The 17,917-nt window shown below is 68.2% G+C and carries 19 protein-coding genes; 9 read left to right on the forward strand and 10 right to left on the reverse strand.

Features of this window, described 5'->3' with window-relative positions:
- The 5 genes from DTS01S_RS11000 to DTS01S_RS11020 all read right to left on the reverse strand — a co-directional run bounded on the left by DTS01S_RS11000 (position 1) and on the right by DTS01S_RS11020 (position 6,007).
- A complete protein-coding gene (locus DTS01S_RS11000) occupies positions 1 to 552 on the reverse strand; it encodes a DUF2478 domain-containing protein (protein WP_026062896.1) in 552 nt (183 codons plus the stop codon).
- A gap of 132 nt (positions 553 to 684) precedes the next feature.
- Positions 685 to 2,739 (reverse strand): TonB-dependent receptor plug domain-containing protein, encoded by a 2,055-nt coding sequence (locus tag DTS01S_RS11005; RefSeq protein ID WP_017407412.1) that lies wholly within the window; start codon positions 2,737 to 2,739, stop codon positions 685 to 687.
- Between the two features lie 189 nt (positions 2,740 to 2,928).
- Positions 2,929 to 4,878, reverse strand: a complete 1,950-nt coding sequence (gene mnmC, locus DTS01S_RS11010) for an FAD-dependent 5-carboxymethylaminomethyl-2-thiouridine(34) oxidoreductase MnmC (RefSeq protein ID WP_061287717.1) — start codon at positions 4,876 to 4,878, stop codon at positions 2,929 to 2,931.
- A gap of 15 nt (positions 4,879 to 4,893) precedes the next feature.
- Complete coding sequence (locus DTS01S_RS11015) at positions 4,894 to 5,562, reverse strand: trimeric intracellular cation channel family protein (protein WP_016453307.1); 669 nt, start codon at positions 5,560 to 5,562, stop codon at positions 4,894 to 4,896.
- 172 nt (positions 5,563 to 5,734) lie between these two features.
- Positions 5,735 to 6,007, reverse strand: a complete 273-nt coding sequence (locus DTS01S_RS11020) for an oxidative damage protection protein (RefSeq protein ID WP_012206441.1) — start codon at positions 6,005 to 6,007, stop codon at positions 5,735 to 5,737.
- A gap of 144 nt (positions 6,008 to 6,151) precedes the next feature.
- Between DTS01S_RS11020 and DTS01S_RS11025 the strand changes: the two genes are divergently transcribed.
- The 7 genes from DTS01S_RS11025 (at position 6,152) to DTS01S_RS11055 (ending at position 12,955) form a co-directional block, all read left to right on the forward strand.
- Positions 6,152 to 7,174, forward strand: coding sequence for a sulfate ABC transporter substrate-binding protein (locus DTS01S_RS11025; protein WP_012206440.1), 1,023 nt, complete (start codon positions 6,152 to 6,154; stop codon positions 7,172 to 7,174).
- A 372-nt stretch (positions 7,175 to 7,546) separates the two neighbouring features.
- Entirely contained in the window at positions 7,547 to 8,548 is a 1,002-nt protein-coding gene (locus DTS01S_RS11030) for a sulfonate ABC transporter substrate-binding protein (protein ID WP_016448337.1), read from the forward strand.
- 23 nt (positions 8,549 to 8,571) lie between these two features.
- Positions 8,572 to 9,627 (forward strand): aliphatic sulfonate ABC transporter substrate-binding protein, encoded by a 1,056-nt coding sequence (locus DTS01S_RS11035; protein ID WP_017407895.1) that lies wholly within the window; start codon positions 8,572 to 8,574, stop codon positions 9,625 to 9,627.
- A gap of 38 nt (positions 9,628 to 9,665) precedes the next feature.
- Positions 9,666 to 10,826 (forward strand): FMNH2-dependent alkanesulfonate monooxygenase, encoded by a 1,161-nt coding sequence (gene ssuD / locus DTS01S_RS11040; RefSeq protein ID WP_012206437.1) that lies wholly within the window; start codon positions 9,666 to 9,668, stop codon positions 10,824 to 10,826.
- Positions 10,827 to 10,837: 11 nt separating this feature from the next.
- Positions 10,838 to 11,689 carry an aliphatic sulfonate ABC transporter permease SsuC gene (gene ssuC / locus DTS01S_RS11045; RefSeq protein WP_012206436.1) on the forward strand — a complete coding sequence of 284 codons (852 nt, stop codon included), beginning with the start codon at positions 10,838 to 10,840 and terminating at the stop codon, positions 11,687 to 11,689.
- A 15-nt stretch (positions 11,690 to 11,704) separates the two neighbouring features.
- The gene (locus tag DTS01S_RS11050; RefSeq protein ID WP_061287718.1) at positions 11,705 to 12,685 is read left to right on the forward strand and encodes an ATP-binding cassette domain-containing protein; all 981 of its coding nucleotides are present in this window, start codon (positions 11,705 to 11,707) and stop codon (positions 12,683 to 12,685) included.
- Between the two features lie 54 nt (positions 12,686 to 12,739).
- A complete protein-coding gene (locus DTS01S_RS11055; RefSeq protein WP_012206434.1) occupies positions 12,740 to 12,955 on the forward strand; it encodes a TOBE domain-containing protein in 216 nt (71 codons plus the stop codon).
- Positions 12,956 to 12,983: 28 nt separating this feature from the next.
- Here the strand turns inward: DTS01S_RS11055 and DTS01S_RS11060 are convergent, their stop codons facing one another.
- The 4 genes from DTS01S_RS11060 to DTS01S_RS11075 are packed head-to-tail and all read right to left on the reverse strand — an operon-like array spanning position 12,984 to position 15,319.
- Entirely contained in the window at positions 12,984 to 13,463 is a 480-nt protein-coding gene (locus DTS01S_RS11060) for a DUF2269 family protein (protein WP_012206433.1), read from the reverse strand.
- Positions 13,460 to 13,864, reverse strand: coding sequence for a DoxX-like family protein (locus DTS01S_RS11065; protein ID WP_017405965.1), 405 nt, complete (start codon positions 13,862 to 13,864; stop codon positions 13,460 to 13,462). Before DTS01S_RS11065 ends, DTS01S_RS11060 begins: the two co-directional genes overlap by 4 nt.
- Entirely contained in the window at positions 13,857 to 14,726 is an 870-nt protein-coding gene (locus tag DTS01S_RS11070; protein WP_016448330.1) for an NAD-dependent epimerase/dehydratase family protein, read from the reverse strand. Before DTS01S_RS11070 ends, DTS01S_RS11065 begins: the two co-directional genes overlap by 8 nt.
- Before the next feature lie 38 nt (positions 14,727 to 14,764).
- Complete coding sequence (locus tag DTS01S_RS11075; RefSeq protein ID WP_046985774.1) at positions 14,765 to 15,319, reverse strand: GbsR/MarR family transcriptional regulator; 555 nt, start codon at positions 15,317 to 15,319, stop codon at positions 14,765 to 14,767.
- Between the two features lie 187 nt (positions 15,320 to 15,506).
- Here DTS01S_RS11075 and DTS01S_RS11080 point away from each other — a divergent pair, with 187 nt between their 5' ends.
- Positions 15,507 to 15,824, forward strand: a complete 318-nt coding sequence (locus DTS01S_RS11080; RefSeq protein ID WP_043791529.1) for a hypothetical protein — start codon at positions 15,507 to 15,509, stop codon at positions 15,822 to 15,824.
- A gap of 76 nt (positions 15,825 to 15,900) precedes the next feature.
- Entirely contained in the window at positions 15,901 to 17,367 is a 1,467-nt protein-coding gene (gene rlmD / locus DTS01S_RS11085) for a 23S rRNA (uracil(1939)-C(5))-methyltransferase RlmD (RefSeq protein ID WP_061287719.1), read from the forward strand.
- A gap of 88 nt (positions 17,368 to 17,455) precedes the next feature.
- On the opposite strand, the gene DTS01S_RS11090 is transcribed toward rlmD, so the two are convergent.
- Positions 17,456 to 17,884: a hypothetical protein gene (locus DTS01S_RS11090; protein ID WP_016448327.1), complete on the reverse strand. Its 429-nt coding sequence runs from the start codon at positions 17,882 to 17,884 to the stop codon at positions 17,456 to 17,458.
- Between the last annotated feature and the right edge of the window lie 33 nt (positions 17,885 to 17,917).

The following is a 17,917-nucleotide window of genomic DNA, read 5'->3' on the forward strand; positions in this document are numbered from 1 at the left end:
TCAGGGGATGGGGCTGGCGCAGCCACGGCGCTCAAGCTGTGCCTGGCACCATTGCTCGATCTGCACCTCATCGGCTGCCAGCTCGGCATGCAGCCTGCCGGTGTACCTGCGCCAGTCTTCAAGATGGCGGGCCGCGACGGCCGTGAGCACGGGCGTGCCGGCCTCGACAAAGGCCGCGAATTCGGCGGCAAAGCCCTGGCCCGAGGCCTCGACGATGCCGAAGCGGTTGATCACCACCAGATCCACGCCATCGTCCAGCGCCTGGCGCAGCACGGCGCTGGCCTGGGCCAGGGCCTGGGGGTTGAGGCTGCAGGCGCGCGAGGCGCAGCCCAGGTCCTGGGACAGCTCGAATTGGCGGTCACTGCGCAGGTCGAACAGCTGCATGCGCTTGTTGCCGTTGGCATAGCGGTCCTGGCGATGCACCAGCCCGCCCACGCGCCAGCCCGCGCCTTGCAGGCGGCGTGCCACGCGTTCGAGCAGCAGCTCCATTGCATGCTCGTCGTCGGGATGGACCAGGGCGGCCAGGGGCAGGGTGGTGAAGGGCGGGTTCATGGCATGCAGGTTGATGCGTATCAATGGGGCTGTTGTACTCCTGCCCGACCCCGGTGTCGTTGACCATGGGCAGCTTGGCTGGACCCGGAGCGCAGGCAGGCGTGGGCGGGCGCTTCGCGCCAGGTCCGCTCCTCAGAAGCGATAGCCCAGGTTGACATACCAGCTGCGGCCTGGCATGGGCAGGCCGTCATCGAGCTGGTACCACTTGTCGCCGATATTGGCCACGCCAAAGTCCACGGTGATGTCGCTGCGCGGCTTGTAGCGTGCACGCAGGTTGGCAATGCCGTAGCCGGGCAGCTTGAGCGTCTGCAGCTGGCCGCTGCCCGACAGCGGCACGTAGCGGCCCTTCTCGGTCTCGACCTCAGCATTGAATTCCCACTGCGCCAGCGGACGCCACTGGACACCGGCCAGCAGGCGGTGGCGCGGCGTGTGGGTCAGCGTGATGCTGGAGTCGCTGGTGTTGCGGCGGTTCAGGTAGGTGTAGCCGGCGTTCACGCCCCATTGCGCCGACAGTTGCTGGGCCAGGGACAGCTCCATGCCGATGTTGCGCGTGCGCCCCACGTTCTGCGCCTGGTTGCAGGTGGTGCCGCCGCATTCGGCCGAGGCCAGGACCACGGTCTGGATCTGGTTGCGCACGCGGCTGTAGAACAGCGCGGCCTGGCCCTGGCCGCCCTGCCAGGGCGAGCCGCTGACGCCCAGCTCCAGGTGGTTGGCCGTCTCGGGCTGCAGGTCGGGGTTGGCCAGGGCCGTGCCCATGCGTGCCGAGTAGCGGTCCTTGATGGTGGGAAAGCGCGTCTTGTGCGAGGCGATGAAATACGCCTCGCTGCCACCGCCCAGCGCATAGCCGAGCTTGGCCACGCCATTGGTGGCGCTGGCGGAGCCCGTGGGCCACTGGTAGACCTCGCGCGCATCGCGCTGATCGTGGCTGAGCGCCAGGTTCAGGCTCCAGCGCTCGGCCAGGGAGATCGTGTCCTCGATCACCAGCGAGCGCGTCACGTCGCGGTAGTGCTTGCTGGGGTCCTTGGCCGAGGCGGCGTCGGTGTGCTCGTCGATCTTGTAGTGCGCGCCCAGGCGCAGCGCATGGCCCTTGAAGCTGTAGTTGGCCCACTCGATGCTGGCGCCCTGGCTCACGTCCTTGTAGCTGCTGGTGGGGTCATGGCGCGTGTAGCTCGCGTCCGTGTACATGTCCAGGCCGTTTTGGTAGGTGTCGTGGTAGATGCGCGTCTTGAGCAGGTTGTCGGCATTGATGCGCGTGGTGCTCAGGAAGTACACGCTGTCCTTGTCCCAATAGGGCCAGCGCCAGTAGCGGATGACGTTCTTGCCCGTGGCGCTGCCGGTATACACGGGGTTGCCCTTCTCGCCTTCCTGGCGCACATAGCCCAGCGCGTACTCGTCCGTGGCATTGGGCGTGAGGCCCAGCTTGAACGACAGCCGCCTGTCCGTGCGGTAGGCGTTGTCGCGGTAGTTGCCCGTGTCGGTGGGCTGCTTCTTGAAGTCCCTGAAGCCCTTGGGCAGCGGAAAACTGTCCGCGTCCAGGTAGGAGGCGCCAAGCTGGTAGTACCAAGTGCCCAGGTTGCCGCCCAGGTTCACGGCGGCCTTGCGTTCGCCGCCTGCGCCTGCGCCGATGCGTGCATCGCCCTCGAAGGATTTGACCGGCTTGCGCGTGACCAGGTTGATGGCGCCGCCCAGCGTATTGGGGCCGTACATCAGCGAGGCGCCAGCCTTGGCCACGCGGATCTCGGACAGGTCGAACGTGGTGAAGCGGCCGAAGTCCACATAGCCGTCATAGGGCACGTACAGGGGCACGCCGTCCACGAAGACCGGCACCTGGCGCGGATCGAAGCCGCGCAGGTAGATCATTTCCTCGTTGCGATTGTTGCGCGACAGCGTGGCGCCCGGCAGCAGGCGCACGGCGTCGGCCACGGTGTCGGCATTGCGCTGGCGCATCTCGGCGGCGCCCAGTCGCTGTTCATCGCCGAATATGGCCTCTGCTTCATCACGCGCACCGTGCACATCGACCGTGCCCAGCTGGAAGGTCTGCGAAGCCTGTGCTGCGGACGTGCCCGATTGGGCTTGTACCTGGGTGCTGGCGGCCAGGCCCGCAAGCAGCAGGGCGTGGGCCAGCGTGGACTGCAGGCGGAAGGCAGGGGAGGAGGCTTGGGCGCTGTAGCGGGGCTGGAGGGGCACGATTTTCGGTGGTTGTGTGAGTGGACGCGGAGCGGCTGGTTGTTTCCTTTTGAAAACAGGTTCCGGATTCTAGCGATATGCACCAACAAACATAACGAGTGACAAAAAACCGTCTGCGGGAAGACTCGGGTTTTCTTTCAGGCCGTTGTGTGAATGCCGGGCCGTTCAGCGGCCGGGCGGTTCAACGGCTCAGCGCCTGCGGCCCAGGCGCTCGCTGGCCAGGGCAGCCGCCAGCCTGGCATCCAGGGGCAGCGGTTCGTCGTGCAGGCGTGCTGCCAGCAGCTCGCCGCACAGCAGCGACAGCGTGAGCCCGCGCGAGCCCATGGCCGTCAGCGCCCACAGGCCGGGAGCCTGGTCGGACACCGGTCCGACCACGGGCAGCCGGTCTGGCGAGGCCACGCGCACGGCGCCCCAGGTGGCGCGCGGTGGCGCGTCGAAGAAGCCTTGCAGGCCCTGGTAGGCACGTGGCAGCAGCTGCGCCAGCTTGGCGCCATTGGCTGCATGGGCGGCGGCCTGGTCTCCGGGGCTGGGCGGCAGCGCGGTCTGGTCGCGCTCGAAGGTCGATCCCATGACCCAGCCTGGCCCGGCTGCATCGCCGGGCAGCGGCATGGCAGGCACCAGGTTGCCATGGCCGTTGACGGGAAAGGGCGGCATGGCCTGTGCGCTGGCCGGGGTGTGCACATCCCAGCTGACCTGGCCGCGAATGGGCTGCAGCGGCCAGGCGGCCTGCGCACCCAGGCTGTGCTCCAGCAGCGCATTGGTTGCGGGGCCCAGTGCGAGAACGACCAGTTCAGCCTCGGCCAGCAGATTGCCCTGTGCATCCAGGGCCTGCCAGACGGGCGCGCCACCGGCTGTGTCGGTGCGTGCAAGATGCGCCACGCAGGCGCGGCCCTGCCAGCGCACGCCCGGCAGCGCCAGTTGCGCCTGCACCAGCCGTGCCGGGCGTACCCAGCCAGCTTGCGCATGCCAGCAGGCCGGGGCGTCGGCGGGCAGGCCGGCCGCCGAGAGTTGATCGGCGCTTGCGGGCCGGCTCCAGTGGTCGCCCGGGCCGGGGGATTGCCAGTCGCGCGGCAGCCGCGGGGCGGCCTCCACGCCGTGCTCCAGCACGCCGGTATCGCACCAGTCCGTGCCCGGTTGCAGCAGGCCCTGGCCGGAGAGCATTTGCAGCTGCGCCAGGGTCAGGCGTGCGCCGTCGCGGCTCAGGCGGGACAGCAGGCTGTCATCGGGCGAGACATGGGGGCAGAACAGGCCCGCGGGCAGGGCCGAGGCGCCCGCTGCAGGCGCGTCGGCAGCATCCAGCACGGTGACCTGCCAGCCACGGCGCGACAGGCTGGCGGCGGCGGCCGCACCGGCGATGCCTGCACCCAGCACCATGCAGCGCCGTGGGGTGATGGGTTCCTGCGGCTGTGCTCCCGGCCCGCGCGGCCCGCGCGGCCCGCGCGGTTGCCAGGCCGGGTCGAAGACGGCATGCAGGTTGTGGCGCTTGGGTGGGACGCCATCGACCTTGCGCACCTGAAAGCCGTGCTGTGCCAGGCCATCGCGCACCGTGCGCGCCACGCACCAGGTGGACAGCTGCGTGCCGCGCCGGCAATGGCGCGCCAGCGCGCGCAGGGTATCGGCGCTCCAGAGGTCGGGGTTGAGTTCCGGCGTGAAGCCGTCCAGGTAGATGCTGTCGGCCGTGAGCTGCTGGCGCCGCAGCATGGCCTGGGCATCGCCGATGTACAGCGTCAGCAGCACGCGGCCCTGCTCGAAGGCGAGGCGGTGCACGCCGGGCAGCAGGCCCTGGAACCGGGTGGCCAGCTCCTCGGCCAGCAGGCGCAATCCTGGCTTGCGCGGCATGGCCTGGCGCATGGCGTCGGCGCTGACGGGAAAGGCTTCGGCCGAGACGAAATGCAGCAGCCTCGGGCGCCGGGGATCGGCCTTCCAGGCTTCCCAGGCCACGAGGAAATTCAGCCCGAACCCGAAACCGGTCTCCAGGATGCGCCATTGCGGCGCATCGGCCCAGGCCGCCGGCAGGCCGCAGCCGCCCAGAAAGACGTGGCGGGCCTGGTCCAGGCCGCCGAGTTCGCTGTGGTAGCGGTCGCCGAAGCGCGGGCTGTAGGGCGTGCCATCGGGCAGCCAGTCAATGGGTTCGGACATGGGCAAGGGGCAGAACTACTCCTCCCAGCGCTGCTGGTAGGAGAACACGGGCAGGCGCCACTTGAAGCGGATGGCGGCCAGGCGCAGCGTGAGTCCGCCGGCAAAGCAGACGACGGTGCTGAGGTTGGAGCCCACGTCCAGCGTGCGCAGCCCCAGGAACAGCAGGCACACGGCCAGGGACACGCTGGCGTACAGCTCGCGCCGGAAGACGACCGGCACCTGGTTGCACAGCACGTCGCGCAGAATGCCGCCGCTGATGCCGGTCAGCATGCCCGACATCACCACCACCACGGGCGGGTAGCCCAGCTCCAGCGCCACGTTGCAGCCGATCAGCGAGAAGGCGATCAGCCCCATGGCGTCCAGCAGCAGAAAGACCTGCTTGAGATGGTGCATGTGGCGCGCCACGACGATGGTCAGCAGCCCGGCCGAGATGACCAGGTAGACATATTCAGGGTGCTGCGTCCAGCCGATGGGGTAGTGGCCCAGCACCATGTCGCGGATGGTGCCGCCGCCCAGCGCGGTGACGAAGGCGATCACGGCCACGCCGAAGATGTCCATGTTGCGCCGGCCCGCCGCCAGCGCGCCCGACATGGCTTCGGCCGTGATGGCCACGAGGTAGATCACCAGCATGACGGTGAACTGCGATGCCTGGAACGATTCCAGCAGGGAGACGGATGGAAGCACGGAAAACCTCGGATGAAGACCGGCCCGCGCCGCAGGGTGTGCGGCCACTGCGCCGTCCAGCGCAAGAAGGCGGGCATTGTAGGCGGTCTCTGGGCGGCGGCCGTTTGCGGCACCGCAAATGAAACCGCCCCCGGCGCGGTGCGACGGGGGCGGTGAAAGGGCACGAAGCGGCTCAGGCCGTAGGAGGCACGTAGCCGGCCGCCGCATCGGCGCCGCCGCCGAAGAAGTGGTTTTCCATCTGGCGGGCCAGGTACTGGCGGGCGCGTGCGTCGGCCAGGTTCAGACGGTTTTCGTTGACCAGCATCGTCTGGTGCTTGAGCCAGTCGGCCCAGGCCTGCTTGCTCACGCCTTCAAAAATGCGCTTGCCCAGCTCGCCGGGGTAGGGCGGGAAATCCAGGCCTTCAGCGTCAACGCCAAGCTTGATGCAGTGAACGGTACGTGCCATGGGGAATTGAGTCCTTGTCTTGCAGAGATTCAGATGTTTTGGGAATAACAAACTGAAATCTTATTGGTTTGAGTTTTAAGAGTTGGCTTTGAGAATGCTTTCCACGGCACCAGACCGTCGTCTCCACTCTCTACCGACACTCCAATGAAAATTCGCCGCCACTTTATCAAGTTTCCTGTCGCCGCCGGCCTGATCGCGGGCTTGACCCTGTCGGCTCTGCCGGCGTTGGCCCAGTCGGTGCAACTGCTCAATGTCTCCTACGATCCGACGCGCGAGCTGTACGTGGAATACAACCAGGCCTTCGCCAAGCACTGGAAGGCCAAGAGCGGCCAGGACGTGAGCGTCAAGCAGTCGCATGGCGGCTCGGGCAAGCAGGCGCGTTCGATCATCGACGGCATCGACGCCGACGTGGCCACGCTGGCGCTGGCCGGCGACATCGACGCCCTGGTCAAGAACGGCAACCTGCTCAAGGCCGACTGGCAAAAGCGCCTGCCGCACAACTCGGCGCCCTACAGCTCCACCATCGTCTTCCTGGTGAAGAAGGGCAATCCCAAGAACCTCAAGGACTGGGACGACCTGGTCAAGCCCGGCGTGCAGGTGATCACGCCCAACCCCAAGACCAGCGGCGGTGCGCGCTGGAACTACCTGGCCGCCTGGGAATTCGCCAAGCGCAAGTACGGCGGCGACGCACAGGCCAAGGACTTCATCGGCAAGCTGTTCAAGAACGTGCCCGTGCTGGACACGGGCGCGCGCGGCGCCACCATCACCTTCGTGCAGCGCGGCGTGGGCGATGTGCTGCTGGCCTGGGAGAACGAGGCCTTCCTGGCGCTCAAGGAGTTCGGTCCCGACAAGTTCCAGATCGTCGTGCCTTCGCTGTCCATCCTGGCCGAGCCTTCGGTGGCCGTGGTCGACAAGGTCGTGGACAAGAAGGGCACACGCGCCGTGGCCGAGGAGTACCTGAAGTACCTGTACTCCGAGGAAGGCCAGCGCATCGCCGGCCGCAACTACTACCGTCCCACCGATGCCAAGGTCAAGGCCGAATTCGCGGACAAGTTCCCCAAGCTGGAGCTGGTCACCATCGACCAGGCCTTTGGCGGCTGGGCCAAGGCCGACAAGGACCACTTTGCCGACGGCGGCAGCTTCGACCAGATCTACACCAAGAAGTGAGTGCGGCGCGCCGGCCCGGCCGGCGCCCACCCACTGAATTCACCCGCTTTCCCAGATCTCTGCCAACTACCACGATCCGCCATGTCCATCTTGCTGACTTCCCGCCACTCTTTGCAGGCCCCGCGCCGCACGGCGCAGGCAGGCGTGGTGGCATCCAGCTCTTTTCCTCGCTTCGAGACCATGGCCTTCGCCAGCCGGCGATGTAGCACCTGACGACTCCGTGCGGTGCGCCTGCAGGCCCGGCCCTGCAGGCGGCTGCCCCTTGCTCCGCCTTCCCTTTTTTTGTTTTCTGGCTGCATGCCGCGCGCATGCATGGGCAGCGCTTTGCCTGTGCGCCGCGCACCACGCACCACTCTTCCAAGGATGTCCGTCATGGTCTCGTTTGATTCTTTCCCCCGACACACAGCCAACTGGCGCCGACGCCAACTGCTGGGCGCGGGCCTTGCCGCAGCAGTCGCCACGGTGGGCGGCCCGGCCCTGGCCCAGGACAAGGCGGGTGACCGCGTGCTGCGCGTGGGCCACCAAAAGGGCTGGCTGTCCATCCTGAAGAGCCGGGGCACGCTGGAAAAGCGGCTGGCGCCGCTGGGCGTGTCGGTGCGCTGGATCGAGTTCAACGCCGGCCCCGTGCAGCTGGAGGCGCTGAACGTGGGCTCCATCGACTTCGGCGATGTGGGCGAGGCCCCGCCCATCTTTGCGCAGGCCGCAGGCGCACCCCTGGTCTATGCGGGCGCCACCGTGCCGCGCCCCGGGCTGGAGGCGGTGATCGTGCCCAAGGACTCGCCCATCCGCAGCGTGCAGGACCTCAAGGGCAAGCGCGTGGCCTACAACAAGGGCTCGAACGTGCAGTACTTCCTGGTCAAGCTGCTGGAAAAGCATGGCCTGAAGTACGGCGATGTGCAGTCCGTCTTCCTGGCGCCGGCCGATGCGCGCGCCGCCTTCGAGCGCGGCTCCGTCGATGCCTGGCTGATCTGGGACCCCTTCCTGGCTGCCGCGCAAAAGACGCTGGACGCCCGCCTGCTGGCCGATGCCACGGGCGTGGTCAACAACCGCGCCTACTACTTCACCTCGCGCGATTTCGCCACGCGCAATGCCGATGTGCTGCGCATTGCCATCGAAGAGGTCGATGGGATTGACCGCTGGGCCTCGAAGAACCAGACGGCGGCGGCCGCCGAGCTGTCCAGCATCCTGGGCCTGGACAAGTCCATTACCGAGCTGTACCTGAGCCGTGCCCGCTTCGGCACCTCGTCCGTGACGCGCGAGATCCTGGCCGAGCAGCAGCAGATCGCCGACACCTTCTTCGAGCTCAAGCTCATCCCCCGCAAGCTCAACCTGCTGCATGCCGCGCCGGTGGACCTGATCGCGTCGCGCCCCTGAGCCCACTGCAAGGAGTCCGCACCATGAATGCCAATTCCAAGAAGCCCCGCCTGGACCGCGTGCGCCGCCAGGCCCTGCAACTGCTGGGCACCACCGCCTTCAGCTGGAGCCTGGCCGGCCAGTACGCACGCGCCGAGACGCCGGCCGCCGTGGCCGGGCCCGAGCAGTTGCGCATCGGCTACCAGAAGTCGGCCGTCAACCTGGTCATCCTCAAGCAGCAAGGCGTGCTGGAAAAGCGCTTTGCGGGCACCAAGGTCAGCTGGCTGGAGTTTCCGGCCGGCCCCCAGCTGCTGGAGGCCCTGGCCGCCGGCAGCCTGGATTTCGGCCTGACCGGCGATTCACCCCCGGTCTTTGCCCAGGCCGCGGGCCGCGACCTGCTGTACGTGGGCGCCGAGCCGCCCAAGCCCGAAAGCTCGGCGATTCTCGTGCCGTCGGACTCGCCGCTGCGCGCCCTGGCCGATCTCAAGGGCCGGCGCGTGGCGCTGCAAAAAGGCTCCAGCGCCCATTACCTGCTGGTGCGTGCGCTGGACAAGGCGGGCCTGGCCTGGAACGAGATCCAGCCCGTGTACCTGGCCCCGGCCGATGCGCGCGCCGCTTTCGAGCGCAAGAGCGTGGACGCCTGGGCCATCTGGGACCCGTTCTACGCGGCCACCGAGCTGGCGATTCGCCCGCGCGTGCTGGCCAATGGCGAAGGCCTGTCGGGTAACGCCTCGTTCTACCTGGCCGCGCGCGGACTGGTGGAGCGCCATCCGCAGGTGCTGCGCGCGCTGTTCGACGAGCTCACGCGCGCCGATCGCCTGGCCCAGAGCGCACGCCAGGAGGCCGTGGCCCTGGTGGCCGGCTTCAGCGGCCTGGATGCGGCGGTGGTCAGCCGCTTCATTGCGCGCCGGCCCAGCTCCCCCGTGGGCCTGCTGGCTGCGCAGACCGTGGTGGAGCAGCAGCGCGTGGCCGATGCATTTTTTCGGCTGGGCCTGATTCCGCGCCAGGTACAGGTGGCCGACATCGTCTGGCGGCCCTCGGCGGCCGAGTACGCGCGGCTGGCCGAGCCTGCGGCGGCACGGCCTTCTTCCGCCCTTTGATTTCCTTCCTCGATTCCGTCCCCTGACTGGAGCAGCGCATGCAGGTTTTCTGGTTCATTCCCACCCACGGCGACAGCCGCTACCTCGGCACGGCCGAGGGCGCCCGCCCGCTCAGCCACGACTATGTCAAGCAGGTCGCCATCGCGGCCGACAGCCTGGGCTACGAGGGCGTGCTGATTCCCACGGGCCGCTCCTGCGAGGACCCCTGGGTCGTCGCCTCCAGCCTGATTCCGGTCACCAGGCGCCTGAAGTTCCTGGTCGCCGTGCGGCCCGGCCTGCACCAGCCCAGCCTGGCGGCGCGCATGGCGGCCTCGTTCGACCGCCTGTCGGGCGGGCGGCTGCTGATCAACCTGGTCACGGGCGGCGACCGTGCCGAGCTGGAGGGCGACGGCGTCTTCCTCGACCATGCGCAGCGCTACGAGCAATCGGCCGAGTTCATCCGCATCTGGCGCGAGATCCTTGAGCGCAGCCATGAGGGCGGCACGCTCGACTACGAAGGTGAACACCTCTCGGTCAAGGGCGCCAAGCTGTTGTTCCCGCCGCTGCAAAAGCCGTATCCGCCCGTGTACTTCGGCGGTTCGTCCGAGGCCGCGCACGACCTGGCCGCCGAGCAGGTCGATGCCTACCTGACCTGGGGCGAGCCCCCGGCCGAGGTGGCCAAGAAGATTGCCGATGTGCGCGAGAAGGCGGCGCGCCATGGCCGCAGCGTGAAGTTCGGCATCCGCCTGCACGTCATCGTGCGCGAGACCGAGGACGAGGCCTGGGCCGATGCCGATCGCCTGATCAGCCGCCTCAAGGACGAGACCGTGGTTCAGGCCCAGGCCGCCTTCGCGCGCATGGACTCGGAAGGCCAGCGCCGCATGGCCGCCCTGCATGCCGGCGGCAGCCGCCGCACGCGGGCCGAGCTGGAGATCAGCCCCAACCTCTGGGCCGGCGTGGGCCTGGTGCGCGGCGGCGCGGGCACGGCCCTGGTGGGCGATGCGCAGACCGTGGCCGACCGCATCAAGGAGTACGCGGACCTGGGCATAGACACCTTCGTGCTGTCCGGCTATCCGCACCTGGAAGAGGCCTACCGCTTTGCCGAGCTGGTCTTCCCGCTGCTGCCGCTGTCCGTGCGCGACAGGCTGGCTGGCGGCGTGGGCGGGCCGCTGGGCGAGACCGTTGCCAACCTGTACTCGCCGCGCGCGTCGCAAAGCTGAGGGAGTCACGCATGTCCGATGCACGTACCGTTACTGCGCTGCCGGCCTCCTCGGCCCCCCCGGCCGGCGATGCCTGGTCGCCGCTGCTGCGCTTTGCGGCCGGCGTGGGCCGCCGCCTGGTGCCCTGGCTGGTGCCGCTGGCGCTGATCGCCGTCTGGCAGGCCGCCTCGGCGTGGGGCTGGCTGTCCACGCGGGTGCTGCCCGCTCCGCTGGATGTGCTGCGCGCCGCGCAGGCGCTGGCCGAGTCGGGAGAGCTGCTCAAGCATGTGCAGGTGAGCGCGGGCCGCGCGCTGGGTGGCCTGGCCATCGGCGGCGGGCTGGGGCTGGCGCTGGGCCTGCTCACGGGCTCGCTGCGCTGGGCGGAGACGCTGCTGGACTCCACCATCCAGATGGTGCGCAACATTCCCGCGCTGGCGCTGATTCCGCTGGTCATCCTGTGGTTCGGCATCGACGAGAGCGCCAAGCTGTTCCTGATCAGCGTGTCGGTGTTCTTTCCCATCTACCTGAACACCTTCCACGGCATACGCAATGTGGACCCTGCGCTGATCGAGATGGGGCGCAGCTACGGCCTCACGCGCTGGCAGCTGTACCGCGAGGTCATCCTGCCGGGCGCGCTGTCCTCCATCCTGGTGGGCCTGCGTTTTTCGCTGGGCCTGATGTGGGTGATCCTGATCGTGGCCGAGACCATCTCGGCGCAGTCGGGCATCGGCTACCTGACCATGAACGCCCGCGAGTTCCTGCAGACCGACGTGGTGCTGGTCGGCATCCTGCTGTACGCCCTGCTGGGCAAGCTGGCCGACTGGTTTGCGCGTGCGCTGGAGCACTGGTGGCTGCGCTGGCATCCGGGCTACCAGCCCAAGTGACACAAGGAGCACGACATGAGCCGATGGAACCGCATGAAGACCACGCTGGCACAGGCCGTGGAGCTGAACACCACCGCGCCGGCGATGGCCTGGGAGGCCTCGTTCGACGCCGATGGCCTGGACGTCAGCGACCACCTGGCCCAGAACGACGATGCGCCGCAGTCCGCATCCCCCCAATCCGCACCGCGCCGTGGCGTGCGCCTGCAGGCCGGCGGGCTGACCAAGCGCTACGGCCAGCGCGAGGTGCTGCACGAAGTGCAGCTGCAGGTGGAGCCTGGCGAATTCGTCGCCATCGTGGGCCGCAGCGGCTGCGGCAAGAGCACCTTGCTGCGCCTGGTCGCAGGCCTGGAACAGGCCACGGCCGGCACCCTGCTGCTGGACGGCGAGCCCGCCCGCGCCGTGCAGGGCGCGCAGGGCGGCACGCGCATCATGTTCCAGGATGCGCGCCTGCTGCCCTGGCGGCGCGTGCTGGCCAATGTGACGCTGGGCCTGCCCGCCTCGGCCCAGGAACGTGGCCGCGAAGTGCTGGCCCAGGTCGGCCTGGCCGACCGCGAGGGCGAATGGCCGGCGCGCCTGTCCGGCGGCCAGCGCCAGCGCGTGGCCCTGGCGCGCGCCCTGGTGCACCGCCCGCAACTGCTGCTGCTGGACGAGCCGCTGGGCGCGCTCGATGCGCTCACCCGCATAGAGATGCACCGCCTGATCGAAGGCCTGTGGCAGAGCCACGGCTTCACGGCCCTGCTGGTCACGCATGACGTGCAGGAGGCCGTGGCCCTGGCCGACCGCGTGGTGCTGATCGAGGACGGCCGCATCGCGCTGGACGAACGCATTGCCCTGCCACGGCCGCGCGTGCACGGCAGCGTGGCGCTGGCGGCCATCGAGCAACGCATTCTCGACCGCGTGCTGCAAAAGCCCGCCGCCGAGCCCGACTCCAACCCCCTGACCGACACCACGGCCTGGCCCGGCGTGCCGGCCCATGGCCTGCGCTGGGCGGTCTGACTTTTCGTTTTCCCCAACCTTCCTTTGATTCCTTTTGATCCCCAGGAGAAAAACATGTCCATTCAAGCCATCAACGTGCGCAACCAGTTCAAGGGCCAGGTGCGCGAAATCATCCGAGGCGACGTTGTCTCCGAAGTCGATGTGCAGACGCCCTGGGGCGTGGTCACTTCGGTGATCACCACGCGCTCGGTGGACGAGCTGGGCCTGGTCGTGGGCTCCGACGTGGTGGCCCTGGTCAAGTCCACCGAAGTGTCCATTGCCAAGCTCTGAGGCCAGGCACTGAAGGCACTGCCGATGCTCAACCGCCCCAGAGCATCGGCTTGTTGACCATGAGGTAGTAGGTCACGGCCATGGCGATGAAGGCCGGGTAGCCCAGCGCCTCCCAGCGCCGGGCGTAGACGGCATACAGCGCGGGCAGGGCGGCCTGCGCTGCGTGCGCGCCGCGCGCCATGGCGGCCATGCGCACCTGCAGCCAGACCACGGGCAGCCAGCAGGCGCCGGCCAGCAGGTACAGGCCCAGCGACAGTGCCAGCCACGGCGTGGTCAACGGCCAGCCCGCCATATGGGCCAGGGCAATGCCGCTCACAGGCTGTATGACCACGCAGGGCGTGGTAAACCACCAGTCCGCACGCACCACCAGGCGGCTGACCACGGCCTGGGCAGCGACGCTGCCGCTGCGGTTGGCGAAGAACATGTAGAAGGCCGAGCCCAGGCCGGTGCCGACCAGCAGCACGCTGGACGCGATATGCAGCGTCTTGAGCAACAGGTAGAGATTCATGCGGACTCCTTGGACGTGACGGGCGCCGACATCAGGTGCAGCAGCATGGCTGCGATCGGCAGGTTCTTGAGCAGCGGCCCCAGCGGATGCAGCCACAGTGTGGGCTGCAGCACCGTGGCCAGCACCGTCATTGCAGCCATCAGCAGCAAAGCCGCCAGATAGCTCTCCCGGCCCGGCCGCAGCCACAGCGCCATGCCCACGGCCAGGTCGGCGAGCAGGCCGCTCCAGATCAGGTATGTCTGCCAGCGCGCATCGTGGATGCCGGCATCGGCCAGCACCTGCACGCTCAGGCCGCGGTGCTCGATGGCGCTGACCAGGGCCGTGCCCAGCCAGACGGCGATCAGGCTCAAGTGCATGGTGCGCAGCGGCGCTGGAACGGTGCGAGAGCGGCGCTCATCCATGGCGCAAGGTGGACAGCAGTTGGGAGGGCGCAACGCCGGGCCGGCCCAGCAGGCCTTGCAGGCCAGCCGGATCAGTGACGTTGTCGCTGGCCAGCATGGCCAGTGTCTCGCTGCACCAGGGCGAGGCGCTGACCCAGTCGCCAGCGCGTGCGCTGGCGCGGGTGAGCCAGCCGGGCAGCGTGCCCACGCGAGCGGGGGCGCGGCCCATCTGCGCGCGCAGGCTGGCAATCAGCGCGGCCAGCGGCAAGGGCAGGGGGCCGCCGATCTCGATCATGCCCACGGGCTCGGGGCGCGTCACCAGGCCGGCCACGGCCTCGGCCAAGTCGCGCACGGCCACGGGCTGCACGCGGGCCTGCAGCACGGGGCGCGGCAGCAGCAGCGCCGGCAGGCGCGCCATGGACAGGAACATCTCGCTGCTGGCGCCGCCAGCGCCGAACACCACGCTGGGGCGGACCACGCAGCCTTGCAGATGTCCGGCTGCCGTGAGTGCCAGCAGATGCTCGTCAGCGGCGCGCTTGGTGGTGGCGTAGCGCGTGGCACTGCCTTCTATGCCCAGGGCAGAGATCTGCACCACGCGCCGCACGCCGGCTGCCGCGCAGGCATCGAACAGGGCGATGGGGGCCTTGGCATGCATGGCATCGATGGGCCGGGAGGCGCTGTCGCGCAGCACGCCCACGGCATTGACCACGGCATCCACGCCCGCCAGGTGCGGCAGCCAGGCGTCGGGCGTGGTGGCCTTGGCGTAGTCGAGCGCAGGCAGTGAATGGCGGCTGCGCGCCACGGGGTCGTGGCCGGCCAGTGCCAGCAGGTTGACGATATGGCGGCCGATGAAGCCGTTGCCGCCGCAGACCAGAATGCGCATGGTGACCTCCAGTTTCTCTTGTGACGGAAATTTCAGGCTCAGCGTCCGCGCTTGACACGGGTGTCAGCGGCCTCGGAGCGCACGAAGCGCTGCACGCTGGCGCCCAGGCGCAGGAGCTTGTCCAGCGTGGAGGGCGACAGCCGCAGCATCTCGTCGGTCCAGATGCCCAGCGACTCCATGAGGCGCAGCGTCTCGTGCACGCGGTCCTGGGTGTCGGGGGATTCGGCATCGAAACCGGGCTCGGCGATCAGTTCGCGCAGCATCTCGGAGGTCGGGTCGAACTCGCGCTGCTTGCGCTCCCGCACGATGGTGCGCAGCAGCTCCCAGACATCGGACGAGGTCTCGAAGTAGTCGCGGCGGTCGCCGGGCCTGCGGCTGATGCGGATCAGCTCCCAGTCCTGCAGTTCCTTGAGGCTGTTGCTCACATTGGAGCGAGCGGCGCCCAGCGTGCCGGCAATCTCTTCCGCATTGAGCGGGCGGCCATGGAAAAACAGCAGGGCGTGGATCTGGGCGACCGTGCGGTTCACTCCCCAGGAGCTGCCCATGTCGCCCCAATGGTGGATGAAACGGTGTGCGATGGGACTCAGTTGCATGGCCTCAGTGTCTGCAGACCTGAAATTTCTGTCAAGAGAGAAATTTGTGAAAGCTGAAAAATCCAGACCGGCTGCAGCGCGGAGGCGGCACCTGGCGGGGCGCGGCATGTGCTGCTCCATAATGCTGGGCAGCCTGGCCTGCCACCCAGTACATACACAGGCGGGCCGCCGTTTTGAGGGGAACACCATGACTGCTGTGCAAAACCTGCGTGCCATCACCGTGCTGGCCGCCTGCGCGCTGGCGCAGGCTGCGTCTGCCGCCTGCTATTCCGTCTACACGCCCGAGCAGGAACTGATCTACCGCTCCAACCGCCCGCCGGTGGACCTGACCTTGCCGCTGCACCAGACCGTGGAAAAGATCGAGCGCGGCGCCACCATGGTGTTCACGCTGGACGAGTTCAACTGCCTCACTGAAGTCAACCTGCTGGCCGAACGCGAGCAACTGGCGCGTGCACGCCAGGAGCGCCAGCGGGACCTGGGCCGCAGCAGCACTCCGCGGTCCTGAGAGGCAAAAGCGAGTTGGGGGCTTTTTTGGGGAGCCGCCAACGGGGCAAGGGGAGAGCCTGAGACAATCGTGCCCCATGAGTGAACCCCGCGACAACAAGATCCCCGACAACCTGCCCGAAGCCGACGCCCCTGCACTGCCCGAAGGCTGGCTGCAGGTGCTGTCCATGGATATGGACGCCCAGGGCGTGGCCCGCAAGAGCGATGGCAAGGTGGTATTCATCGACGGCGCACTGCCGACCGAGCTGGTCAGCGCCAATACCCATCGCAAGAAAAACAACTGGGAAGCCGCCAGCCTGACGGCCATCCACCGCGAATCCTCCCAGCGCGTGCGCCCCGGCTGCCCCAACTTCGGCTTGCATGCCGGCGCCTGCGGCGGCTGCAAGATGCAGCATCTGCACGTCGCTGCCCAGGTGGCCATCAAGCAGCGCGTGCTGGAGGACAACCTCTGGCATCTGGCCAAGGTCAGGCCCGAGACGCTGCTGCGCCCCATCGAGGGTCCGTCCTGGGGCTACCGCTTCCGCTCGCGCCTGTCGGTGCGCTACGTGGCCAAGAAGGGCAAGGTGCTGGTGGGCTTTCACGAGCGCAAGAGCCGCTACATCGCCGACATGGAGACCTGCAAGGTCCTGCCGCCCCATGTGGATGCCATGCTGCTGCCCATGCGCGCGCTGATCGCCTCCATGGATGCGCGCGAAACCTGCCCGCAGATCGAGGTCGCCTGCGGCGACTCCGTCACGGCCCTGGTGCTGCGCCACCTGGAGCCGCTGTCCGAGGACGATCAGGCCCGGCTCCGCGCTTTCGCGGCCGAGCACAACGTGCAGTGGTGGCTTCAACCCAAGGGCCCGGACACCGTGCACCTTATGGAGCAGGGAGGCGCCCAGCTCGATTACGGCCTGCCTGATTTCGGCATCACCATGCCGTTCAAGCCCACGGACTTCACCCAGGTCAATCCGCACATCAACCGCGTGCTGGTCACGCGCGCGCTGCGCTTGCTGGATGTCAAGAAGGATGAGCGCGTGATCGACTGGTTCTGCGGTCTGGGCAACTTCACCCTGCCCCTGGCCACGCAGGCGCGCGAGGTGCTGGGCATCGAGGGCAGCGACACCCTGGTCAAGCGCTCCCATGAAAACTACGCGGCCAACAACGCGCAGCGGGCGGAAGGCGACAAGCTCGCGCCCACGCGCTTTGTGGCGCGCAACCTGTTCGAGATGACGCCCGAGATGCTGTTCGCCGACGGCGTCGCCGGCAAGTGGCTGGTCGATCCGCCGCGCGAAGGAGCGTTTGCGCTGTCCAAGGCCCTGGCCGACATCCACCAGGCGCGCATCGGCGCCGAAGGCGCCGAGCCCCTGCCGGCAGGGCATGAGGACTGGCGCTTTCCAGAGCGCATCGTCTATGTCAGCTGCAATCCCGCCACGCTGGCACGCGATGCCGGTTTGCTGGTGCACCTGGCCGGCTATCACTGTGTTTCGGCCGGCGTGGTCAACATGTTCCCGCACACGGCCCATGTGGAGAGCATGGCGGTGTTCGAGCGTCGCGTGGACTGACGGCGGCCCCGCAGGCCCTGCATGAAAAAGCCGTGGCCGCCTGAGGGCGCCACGGCTTTTTTGCGGCCGGATCCGGATGCCTGCCGGATCAGCTGCGATTGCGTCCTGCCGAAGGCTCGGCAGGCACATCTTCCTTGTCGCTGCGGCGGCGGTCACTCTGGCCCAGGACCGAAGGCGTGCCCTCGATCTTGTTGGCGCGCATGTACTCGTCCATATCCTTCCAGCCTGCGAACACCAGGGCCTTGGGCGATTTGGGGTTGAGCGTGTAGCAATCCTCCAGCCCGCGCAGGGCATGGCGGCAGGCCCCGCCAATGGCCTTGGCCTCGGCCTCCTTGGCGACGGCGCGGGGGTCCGGCCCCAGGCCCGGAATATCATCCAGCTTGCAGCCGGCAAGCAGCGTGGGCAGCAGCAGGATGGCGAAGGTGCGGGGAAGATTAGGCATGGTCATCTTGACGAGATTATCGGCACGACCCGGAAAAAGTTGAGCCCGCCTTGCACGAATGATGATCCCGGACATGCAAAAGGCCTCCCGAAGGAGGCCTTTGGTGTT

The organism is Delftia tsuruhatensis NBRC 16741, assembly GCF_001571325.1.
Classification (GTDB): Bacteria; Pseudomonadota; Gammaproteobacteria; order Burkholderiales; family Burkholderiaceae_C; genus Comamonas; species Comamonas tsuruhatensis.

Bases quoted from the DNA above. Each gene is read 5' to 3' on its own strand.
- DTS01S_RS11065 (WP_017405965.1), bottom strand. From the start codon at position 13,864: ATGGATGAGCGCCGCTCTCGCACCGTTCCAGCGCCGCTGCGCACCATG.
- ssuC (WP_012206436.1), top strand. From the start codon at position 10,838: ATGTCCGATGCACGTACCGTTACTGCGCTGCCGGCCTCCTCGGCCCCC.
- mnmC (WP_061287717.1), bottom strand. From the start codon at position 4,878: ATGTCCGAACCCATTGACTGGCTGCCCGATGGCACGCCCTACAGCCCG.
- DTS01S_RS11060 (WP_012206433.1), bottom strand. From the start codon at position 13,463: ATGAATCTCTACCTGTTGCTCAAGACGCTGCATATCGCGTCCAGCGTG.
- DTS01S_RS11030 (WP_016448337.1), top strand. From the start codon at position 7,547: ATGGTCTCGTTTGATTCTTTCCCCCGACACACAGCCAACTGGCGCCGA.
- DTS01S_RS11090 (WP_016448327.1), bottom strand. From the start codon at position 17,884: ATGTCCGGGATCATCATTCGTGCAAGGCGGGCTCAACTTTTTCCGGGT.
- rlmD (WP_061287719.1), top strand. From the start codon at position 15,901: ATGAGTGAACCCCGCGACAACAAGATCCCCGACAACCTGCCCGAAGCC.
- DTS01S_RS11050 (WP_061287718.1), top strand. From the start codon at position 11,705: ATGAGCCGATGGAACCGCATGAAGACCACGCTGGCACAGGCCGTGGAG.
- DTS01S_RS11055 (WP_012206434.1), top strand. From the start codon at position 12,740: ATGTCCATTCAAGCCATCAACGTGCGCAACCAGTTCAAGGGCCAGGTG.
- DTS01S_RS11020 (WP_012206441.1), bottom strand. From the start codon at position 6,007: ATGGCACGTACCGTTCACTGCATCAAGCTTGGCGTTGACGCTGAAGGC.
- DTS01S_RS11000 (WP_026062896.1), bottom strand. From the start codon at position 552: ATGAACCCGCCCTTCACCACCCTGCCCCTGGCCGCCCTGGTCCATCCC.
- DTS01S_RS11070 (WP_016448330.1), bottom strand. From the start codon at position 14,726: ATGCGCATTCTGGTCTGCGGCGGCAACGGCTTCATCGGCCGCCATATC.
- DTS01S_RS11080 (WP_043791529.1), top strand. From the start codon at position 15,507: ATGACTGCTGTGCAAAACCTGCGTGCCATCACCGTGCTGGCCGCCTGC.
- DTS01S_RS11075 (WP_046985774.1), bottom strand. From the start codon at position 15,319: ATGCAACTGAGTCCCATCGCACACCGTTTCATCCACCATTGGGGCGAC.
- ssuD (WP_012206437.1), top strand. From the start codon at position 9,666: ATGCAGGTTTTCTGGTTCATTCCCACCCACGGCGACAGCCGCTACCTC.
- DTS01S_RS11035 (WP_017407895.1), top strand. From the start codon at position 8,572: ATGAATGCCAATTCCAAGAAGCCCCGCCTGGACCGCGTGCGCCGCCAG.
- DTS01S_RS11025 (WP_012206440.1), top strand. From the start codon at position 6,152: ATGAAAATTCGCCGCCACTTTATCAAGTTTCCTGTCGCCGCCGGCCTG.